This is a genomic window from Acinetobacter sp. MF4640 (assembly GCF_002018895.1).
In the GTDB taxonomy this organism is placed as follows: domain Bacteria; phylum Pseudomonadota; class Gammaproteobacteria; order Pseudomonadales; family Moraxellaceae; genus Acinetobacter; species Acinetobacter johnsonii.
In genome coordinates this window covers 1-9,280 of record NZ_MVOM01000082.1, presented here as the reverse complement: position 1 = coordinate 9,280, position 9,280 = coordinate 1, and the positions used below count along the sequence as shown (strand labels likewise).

Sequence of the window (9,280 nt, the reverse complement as noted above, 5' to 3'; positions counted from 1 at the left end):
TTCTTGACTCAAGCATTAATGCAGTACGATCTTCAAAGTTAAGATGATGGTATGACAATTTTATATACTCCATAAACCCTTTAAATTAATTAGGTGGTTTATGTCGCACTTCAAGTTTTACTCTGCCGTGCATAATGCAGAGCGTCTTAGATTACCCATTGGTTTATACTCAACACGTGGCTTGGGGAGATATGGATGCCTTTGGTCATGTTAATAATGTCATGTATTATCGTTATGTTGAAAGTGCGCGTTTGGCTTATATTGAACATACGGGTATTTTATCTGCGGATGTACTGACCGTTGTTGCATCAAATCAGTGCAAATATTTAAAACCAGTATTTTATCCAGACCAATTAAAAATTAGTGCACGTATTGAAGAACTCAGAAATAGTGCATTTCGTATGCACTATTTATTATGGAGTGAACAGCAACAAGCGTTAGTTGCGGAAGCAGAAGCGGTCATTGTTTGTGTCGATAAAACCAATATGCAGAAAACATTAATTCCTGAACTGGTGCATCAAAAACTTAAAGAATTTGAGTTAACCGTCGGTCACCAAATATAAATCTCTTTTTATTTATTTTAAAAGTCGTTAGACTATATAAATATTGTCTAAGTATTGTTGTTTAAGTCATGGATGAGTTGAGTCTTTGGTCTAATCAAAATATTATTAAATAGACTCAGTAAATAAAATGTTGGTTAATGGAGTTAATGTAATGCCAGATATTAGTAATTTATCCGTAGAAGAGTTAAAGCGTCTACAAATCGAAGCGGAAGCTTTAATTGCATCTAAAAAAGATCAAGCAATTGAAGATGCTTATACTCAAATTAATGTGATTGCGGAAAATGTAGGCTTAAGCATTGAACAAATTTTAGAGTTTGGCGCGACCAAGCGTAAAAAAGGCACACGTAAGTCGGTTGAACCGCGTTACCGTAACAAAGGCAATGCTGCTGAGACATGGACTGGCCGTGGTAAGCAACCACGTTGGTTAGTGGCTCAGTTGGAAAAAGGTGCGAAGCTTGAAGATTTTCTAATCTAAGTCATCACCTTGTCACAGATGTGACATAAGCTCAAAAAACCAAGCATCATCTGCTTGGTTTTTTTTATAGTTAAAGTTTGGTGTTGTTGTAAAATTATGCATAATGTCTATCAAAGAAAGACAAGAAATGAAGCAAGGAAGAATAATTGAAAGTTCGTGGTGGGAGAATCACAAAACCTAGATACATCACGTGGTGGATGTTTGCAGTCGTTGCCTTTTTAATTTTTGTTTTGCTGCAAATTCCTGCGGCATGGCTCATTGCAAAATTTTATAAAAACAACCAAGTTTTACATAACGTCAGCGGTAATATTTGGCATGGACAGGCCGATTGGCAAACTGGAAAATTACGTGGAACTGTGCTTTGGACCACCCGACCTTTAGATTTACTGCTTCTTCGTGCAGGGGCCAATCTCGAAATTTATAGTGCCAATACCAAGCTTGAAGGCGTTTTGGCCTATGGGTTTGGAAAAAAAATAATGGTGCGTGATTTAAACGGAAAAATTGCACCCGAAACGTTAAAGTCGTTGGCCAATTGGCAATGGCCAAGTAATGCGATTCAGTTACAAGAAATTGATTTTAATTATAAAAAAGAGCAAGGATTCGACCAAGTGGATGGGGGAATACAATGGGCAGGCGGCGAACTCATGTATATCTTTACGCAGCGCCCACAACAAATGCAGATTCCATCCTTAGCGGGTCGTTTGTCGCAGGAGCAAAATAAGCTGATGGTCGATTTACGCGATCAACGACAACAAAAACTGATGAACCTGACCATCGACCCAAGTCTGATGTTAGATGTGCAATTAACCCAACGTCTCATGTTGAATGTCCCGTCATATCAAGGCAAAGCAGGCCTAGATAGTTATGTGGTGAGTTCACGTCAGCCTTTGCTTAGTGGGGGCTTTTAATGGGTTTTGATCTGCAAAAATTACCAGAGCTGAATCTCAAACAATTTGAACGCGTAGCACCACTGTGCTTAATGCTTTTGATCTTGGCACTATGCTGGAAGTTGGCTGGCTTATTTTGGCTTTGGGTGGCGCCACCACAAGTTATGCAAATGCCACGTGTTGAATTGGGTTCACAGCAACCTCAAGTTCCGAATATTACCAATTTTGTGCTATTTGCAGAGCAAAGTAAGAATCCCGCAGATGATCAGCTCAATTTACAGCTACAAGGTGTGGTGGTTGGGCAACCCAGTCAGTTCTCATCTGCCGTGATTAAGGTAAATAATGTAGCAGAGCGCTATCGGGTGGGGGAAAACATCGAAGGCAGCGCTTATTATTTGTCAGAGGTGTATTGGGATCGCGCGATTCTCAAAAATAACAGTGGGCAAACCCGAGAATTGTTCTTTCAAGGGATTGATAATTTAGATCAGCAAATTGTGCCCCCAGCAACAGCACCCGTTGCAGTGCCTGCTGTGAGTCAAGAGCAGCAAGCATTAGGCCAAGCAGTACAGAACTTACAACAAGATCGTGAGCAATATTTAAAAGATTTGGGTGTAAATACCAATAACACAGGGCAGGGTTATCAAGTCACTGAGCAAACACCAGCTGCACTGCGAAGCCGTTTAGGCTTGCAGGCAGGGGATCAGATTATATCTTTAAATGGTCAAACGATCGGACAGGGGCAAAACGACGCGCAGTTGTTAGAACGTGCGCGCCGTGAAGGACAAGTAAAAATAGAAGTGAAACGTGGTGATCGTATCATTACGGTACAACAGAATTTTCAGTGATCGAACATCACCAATATTAGTTAGGAATGACTTGGATTTATGGCTTTATTGAATCACCGCCCTGTTTGGGCACTGACAATCGCAGCGCCTTTGCTTGCCATGGTGAGTACAGCCAGCTATGCACAAACATGGAAAATTAATCTGCGCGATGCAGACTTAACTGCATTTATTAATGAAGTTGCAGATATTACGGGGAAAAACTTTGCAGTTGATCCACGGGTACGCGGCAATGTCACGGTGATTTCAAACAAAGCATTGAATAAGCAGGAAGTCTACGACTTGTTCTTAGGGGTCTTGAATGTCAATGGTGTGGTTGCGATTCCTTCTGGACGGACCATTAAAATTGTGCCTGACAGTAATGTCAAAAGCTCAGGCATTCCCTATGATGTTCGTCACCGCGCCACAGGCGATCAGGTTGTGACGCGGGTGATTTGGCTGGAAAACACCAATGCCAATGACTTGATTCCTGCACTGCGCCCATTGATGCCGCAGTTTGCACATTTATCTGCGGTGAATGGCACCAATGCACTGATTGTGTCTGATCGCGCCAGCAACATTTATCAGCTTGAGACGATTATTCGTAACTTGGATGGGACGGGACAAAATGACATCGAAGCGGTGTCGTTGCAATCGAGTCAGGCTGAAGAAATGATTGGATTACTAGAAAGTATGAGCGGAACGGGCTCGATCAAAGATTTAAAAGGTTCCAGAATACGGATCATTGCAGATAATCGAACTAATCGAATTATTCTAAAAGGGGATACCGCGACGCGTAAACGTATTCGCCAAATGATCGAGATGCTGGATGTACCTGCTGCGGAGCGTCTGGGTGGCTTGAAGGTGTTCCGCTTAAAATATGCCAGCGCCAAAAGTTTATCCGAAATTTTACAAGGTCTAGTCTCAGGGCAGGCTGTTAATTCTAGCCCGTCTAACGACAGTAATAACAATAGTAGTTCCAGCTATAACCAAAGTAATAGCTCGAGTGAAGGTTCATCTTCACAGATTTCCACCCCAAGTATTAACTTAAATAGCCAGTCCAATCGCAATCAGAATAACATCACCAGCTTTAACAGTAATGGGGTCAGTATTATTGCCGATAGTTCGCAAAATGCATTGGTGGTCAAAGCAGACCCTCAGTTGATGCGTGAAATCGAGTCTGCCATTCAGCAGTTGGATACCCGTCGTCAGCAAGTCCTGATTGAGGCGACTATTCTCGAAGTGGAAGGTAACGATGCTGATCAGTTGGGCGTGCAATGGGCGATGGGTGATTTAAGTAGTGGTGTTGGGATTATCAATTTTGACAATATTGGTTCGAGTCTCAAAAGTATTGCTGCAAATTATTTAACGGGTGGCGGTGCGGGGGCTGCAAGTGCAATTGGCGCGGGTGGCTCGTTAATCCTTGGGGATTATAAAGAAGGTAGTGATGGCTCGCGTCAGTTATATGGCGCAATGATCCAGGCGTTAAAAAGTAATACCAAGTCGAATCTGCTGTCTACCCCATCGATTGTCACCATGGACAATGAAGAGGCTTATATCGTCGTGGGTGAAAATGTGCCGTTTGTAACAGGCTCAGTTTCTACCACCTCTTCAGGTACAGCCAACCCTTACACCACCATCGAGCGTAAAGATGTGGGTGTAACGCTTAAGGTGGTGCCACATATTGGTGAAGGTGGCACCATCCGCTTAGAGATTGAACAAGAAGTCTCGGATGTCAAAGCCAATAAAGGTCAAGCGCAGGATTTGGTCACCAGTAAACGTGCGATTAAAACCTCGGTTTTGGCGGAACATGGCAATACCATCGTTTTAGGTGGCTTGATTTCAGATAACACATCTTATTCACGCCAATCGATCCCAGGCCTTGGTGCAATACCGGGATTGGGACGTTTGTTCCGCTCAGATGGTAAGTCAGATCAGAAACGCAATTTGCTGGTTTTCATTCATCCGACGATTGTGGGGGATGGGGAGTCTGCACGTCGCCTTTCTCAGCAGCGCTACAGTCAGCTTTATAGTTTGCAGTTGGCCATGGATAAAGATGGTAGCTTTGCTAAGTTGCCTGAAAATGCCGATGATGTCTTCCAACAGCGTTTGCCTGTGACATCAACCAAACCGACCTTGCCACAATCGTATCAACAGGTGCCAAGCAGTCCAACCACAACGCAACCGATGGTTGAAACAACGCCTGTGGCTATTGAACCTGCGATTCGTAAACAGCCGATTGCTAATGTTCCTAAAAATACCACCTCGCGTCAGCTATATCCAACGGTTCAGCCCCAGATTGGCTTGAACTTAATGATACAAAATGTTCAAGGTGCTCGTGTGGCACACATGGTACAGGTGGTATCGACAAGCTATTCCATCCCTGAGCGATATACTGAGAATGTCTCGATAGGTTCAGCCTAGCTGTCCTGCCATTCATCTATGGAGGTGAAATGGTAAAGAATATTCTCTGTGTTATCATAAATCAGCACATAGAGAGATAAGTCATGACTTGGAAAATACAAGCAATTACTGGCGAATTAACGGGTCAGGAAATTAGCATTGACCGTGATATGTTGGTCGGTCGTCATCAAACAGCGGATATTTTATTACAACAATCTGAAATTTCGCGTAAACATGCGGCCTTTTTACTGAAAGATCAGTCTTTGTTTTTACAAGACTTGGGTTCTTCAAATGGCACATATGTGAATGATGTGCAAATTGCGGCAGAAACCTTGTTGAAACAGGGTGATATCGTCCAGTTTGCAAGCTTAAAGTTTTCGGTCTTTGAGCCTGCGAAAGCGTTAGAAGATGTGGTGGCATCGGTAGACGCAGCAACTTTGGGCGCAACTGTGGTTGAAACACCGATTAGCCAGCCATCTGAAGCGGTAGCTGCATCAGAAACGGCTCAAGCGGAAGTGAGTGCTGATACGCTTGTTGTTGAGCCAGAACAGCCGAAAACGGCAGCACAGCATATGAACGATCAGGGCATGCCTGAGCTAAAAGAGCGCGATGGTAATGTGAGTTTAACGCGTGATGGTATGCCGCAAAATGTTGGTATTCCGAAACCCGCTCCTATTCCTGCAGGGGTGGATTTGAATGCGCCAAGCAGCGCACCTCAGGTTGAGAATAATGAGGCTACAAAAGCACAGGTTGCGCAAGAGTCTGAAACTCAGAAAAATGCCTCGCTAGGGCTAATCTCGATTATTGTTTTGATTATTTTAGCGATTATTGCTTGGCTGATGTTCAAATAAAACGCAGAGCACACTACAATCAAGGCATGCTCAAGCATGCCTTGATTGTTTTTGGGCAGTAGATGATAAAAAAAGGTGAGGGTGAATGAATATTGCAAATGTGGCACAGCGAGAGGTTTTACTTTTCGATCTAGATGGAACCTTGGTGGATTCAGCAACAGATTTACATCGTGCCATGAATATGAGCCTGAATGCATTGCAACTGCCTACCGTTACTGAAGCACAGGTGCGGGTCTGGGTTGGGAAGGGAACAGCGCTGTTTTGTCAAAGTACCTTGCAACATTTAACAGGTAAAGTCGATCCTGCTCAGCAACAACAATTGTTGGAGACGTTTTTAAAAATTTATAATGCCGACCCATGTGTGGAAACTCAGCCTTTCGATGGCATTCTTGAGTTTTTAGAATGGGGCTTGGCACAAAAGAAAACCATGATTTGCGTGACCAATAAACCTGAAGCGCCTGCACGTGCTATTGTCGATCACTTAGGCATGACCCATTATTTTGCTGATGTCATCGGCGGCGATCGTTTTGAAGAGCGCAAACCTCATCCACGCCAATTGTTACATTGTGTTGAGCAATATGCACAAAGCAAAGATCAGGTCTTAATGATTGGGGACTCATCTAATGATGTTGAGGCTGCACGCCGTGCGGGTATTGATTGTGTTGTGGTCAGCTATGGCTATAATCATGGTGAAAATATTTTAGACTGTCAGCCTCAGCAAGTGGTGGATAATCTGTGTGAACTGATCGGGTAACTTTGCAAACGAAGGAATGAACATGAGTAAACATATGACTTTTCGATGGCGAAACTCAAACCACTAATTTTAAAAAACTAATCACGCCATATTGAAAAAATAGAGAACACTCATGACAACGCAAACTCAATTCGATCAACTCAAAACAGCAGGGTATAACCTGATTCCAGTCTATCGTCAGCGCTTAGCCGATACTGAGACACCATTGTCGGTCTTTGCTCGCCTGAAAGAGCATAAGCAAGCCTATTTGTTTGAATCTGTGGAAGGTGGGGAGAACTGGGCACGCTATTCTATTATTGGTTTAGGTGAATCTACCGTGTTCTCATGCAACGCGGGTGAGCTGACCATTCAACAAGCCGATGGCACTATAGAAAATCAACCTTGTACAGATCCTTTCCAATTTATTCGAGATTTTCAGTCGCAGTATAAAGTACCTACTCAAGCTGATTTACCTGCTCTGCCAAGCTTTACAGGGGGCTTGGTGGGCTACTTTGGTTATGATGCGGTACGTTATATTGAACCGCGTTTAAATAATGCGCCAGAAGCAGATCCAGTGGGTTTGCCTGATATTTGGATGATGTTGTCTAAAACAGTGATTGTGTTTGATAACTTAAAAGATACGCTATTCCTGATCGTGCATGTCGATGAAGTTGACGCAGATGCGTATAGCCAAGCCCAGCAGCAACTGGATGTTTTGGAAGATTTGCTCGCAACGCCAATTAGTTTAAAAGCCACGCCGCATACTGCACCGCATTTTGAGTCACTCACGGGCAAAGCAAAATTCTTAGAATCGATTGAAACGGTGAAAGAGTATATTCGTGCGGGCGATGTGATGCAGGTGGTACCAGGGCATCGTATGGTCTCTGACTTTGATGGTGAACCTTTACAAGTCTATCGGGCGCTACGTCATTTGAACCCATCGCCTTATTTGTTCTTGGTGCAAGGGCAAACTTTGGAAAATAATCAGCCTTTTCATATTGTCGGTTCTTCCCCTGAAATTTTATCTCGCCTTGAAAATGGGATTGCAACCGTACGTCCGCTGGCAGGTACGCGACCGCGTGGTAAAACCAAAGAAGAAGATTTAGCACTTGAACAAGACTTGCTGTCGGATGAAAAAGAGATTGCTGAACATTTAATGCTGATTGACTTGGGGCGAAATGATGTCGGTCGCGTCTCGAAAATTGGCAAAGTGCAAGTGACTGATCAAATGGTGATCGAACGTTATTCACATGTCATGCATATTGTTTCCAATGTGCAAGGCGAAGTTCGTGATGATGTGGATGCCTTGGATGTTTTTAAAGCAACTTTTCCCGCAGGCACACTTTCAGGTGCACCAAAAATTCGTGCGATGGAAATTATTGACCAAGTAGAGCCCGTAAAACGTGGAATTTTTGGTGGTGCTGTTGGTTATTTAGGCTGGCATGGTGAAATGGACATGTCGATTGCGATTCGTACCTGCGTTATTCGTGAAAATAAGGTCTATGTTCAGGCAGGAGCGGGGCTTGTTTATGACTCAAATCCTGAATCTGAGTGGAATGAAACCCAAATAAAAGCTCGCGCAGTGATCAAAGCGGTTGAATTATCGTCAAACGGATTGATTTTGTGAGTTTTTGACGTTTTTTTTGAAAAAAACACTTGCAAGGATTTTGAGTTTTGCTAAACTGCACACCGTTCCGATACGAAACGTACAAAACACTAAGAAACGCCGGCATAGCTCAGTTGGTAGAGCAACTGACTTGTAATCAGTAGGTCCACAGTTCGAATCCGTGTGCCGGCACCATCTTAGAGAGTTGAGTGAGTTAAGTAAAGAACGACACTGAAGTAAGTGTAAAATGGTGAGGTTCCCGAGCGGTCAAAGGGGGCGGACTGTAACTCCGCTACGAAAGTTTCGAAGGTTCGAATCCTTCCCTCACCACCAATTTTAAGACTTCAAGAAAGTGGTCTTTGTACCAACATCGTGCGGGAGTAGCTCAGTTGGTAGAGCGGTAGCCTTCCAAGCTACATGTCGCGAGTTCGACCCTCGTCTCCCGCTCCATTTGAAGTTTTATATTTGCTCTTATAGCTCAGTGGTAGAGCACTCCCTTGGTAAGGGAGAGGTCTCGAGTTCAAATCTCGATAAGAGCTCCAGATTACAGTTTAGTAGAATTTCTACAAATTTTTAAAGAAGCAGGCTTATTAGTCTGCTTTTCAAGTATTTGGTGTTTGATTTTTTAGGCGATGTGTCGATACTGAGTTGTTTATACCTGTGTTCGACGTAAACGAGGAAGATGAGCATGGCTAAGGCTAAGTTTGAACGTAATAAGCCACACGTTAACGTGGGCACAATCGGTCACGTTGACCATGGTAAAACAACTTTAACAGCTGCAATTGCAACTGTATGTGCGAAGAAATTCGGTGGTGAAGCGAAAGACTACGCTGCAATTGACTCTGCACCAGAAGAAAAAGCACGTGGTATTACAATTAATACTTCACACGTAGAATACGATTCTCCAACTCGTCACTACGCACACGTAGACTGCCCGGGCC

At 43.5% G+C, this 9,280-nt stretch carries 9 protein-coding genes and 4 tRNA genes; all 13 read left to right on the top strand.

What is annotated here, in order from left to right:
- Positions 1-134 precede the first annotated feature (134 nt).
- Positions 135-563 carry an acyl-CoA thioesterase gene (locus tag MF4640_RS17645; RefSeq protein ID WP_004692787.1) on the top strand — a complete coding sequence of 143 codons (429 nt, stop codon included), beginning with the start codon at positions 135-137 and terminating at the stop codon, positions 561-563.
- 151 nt (positions 564-714) lie between these two features.
- Entirely contained in the window at positions 715-1,038 is a 324-nt protein-coding gene (locus MF4640_RS17640; RefSeq protein ID WP_078390394.1) for an H-NS family nucleoid-associated regulatory protein, read from the top strand.
- A 197-nt stretch (positions 1,039-1,235) separates the two neighbouring features.
- On the top strand, positions 1,236-1,946 hold the full coding sequence (gene gspN, locus MF4640_RS17635; RefSeq protein ID WP_017397056.1) for a type II secretion system protein N: 711 nt from the start codon (positions 1,236-1,238) through the stop codon (positions 1,944-1,946).
- Positions 1,946-2,770, top strand: a complete 825-nt coding sequence (locus MF4640_RS17630; protein ID WP_078390393.1) for a type II secretion system protein N — start codon at positions 1,946-1,948, stop codon at positions 2,768-2,770. The genes gspN and MF4640_RS17630 overlap by 1 nt, the downstream gene beginning before the upstream one ends.
- A 39-nt stretch (positions 2,771-2,809) precedes the next feature.
- Positions 2,810-5,170, top strand: coding sequence for a type II secretion system secretin GspD (gene gspD / locus MF4640_RS17625; RefSeq protein WP_078390392.1), 2,361 nt, complete (start codon positions 2,810-2,812; stop codon positions 5,168-5,170).
- 83 nt (positions 5,171-5,253) lie between these two features.
- Positions 5,254-6,000 carry an FHA domain-containing protein gene (locus MF4640_RS17620; RefSeq protein WP_004692779.1) on the top strand — a complete coding sequence of 249 codons (747 nt, stop codon included), beginning with the start codon at positions 5,254-5,256 and terminating at the stop codon, positions 5,998-6,000.
- A gap of 85 nt (positions 6,001-6,085) precedes the next feature.
- Entirely contained in the window at positions 6,086-6,754 is a 669-nt protein-coding gene (gene gph, locus MF4640_RS17615; protein WP_078390391.1) for a phosphoglycolate phosphatase, read from the top strand.
- Positions 6,755-6,866: 112 nt separating this feature from the next.
- Positions 6,867-8,360, top strand: coding sequence for an anthranilate synthase component I (gene trpE / locus MF4640_RS17610; RefSeq protein WP_078390390.1), 1,494 nt, complete (start codon positions 6,867-6,869; stop codon positions 8,358-8,360).
- 98 nt (positions 8,361-8,458) lie between these two features.
- A tRNA-Thr gene (locus MF4640_RS17605) sits at positions 8,459-8,534 on the top strand.
- 54 nt (positions 8,535-8,588) lie between these two features.
- Positions 8,589-8,672, top strand: a tRNA-Tyr gene (locus MF4640_RS17600).
- Positions 8,673-8,713: 41 nt separating this feature from the next.
- Positions 8,714-8,789, top strand: a tRNA-Gly gene (locus tag MF4640_RS17595).
- A 17-nt stretch (positions 8,790-8,806) separates the two neighbouring features.
- Positions 8,807-8,881, top strand: a tRNA-Thr gene (locus MF4640_RS17590).
- A gap of 146 nt (positions 8,882-9,027) precedes the next feature.
- On the top strand, positions 9,028-9,280 hold a 253-nt coding region (locus MF4640_RS17585; protein WP_005104813.1), incomplete at its 3' end, for a GTP-binding protein.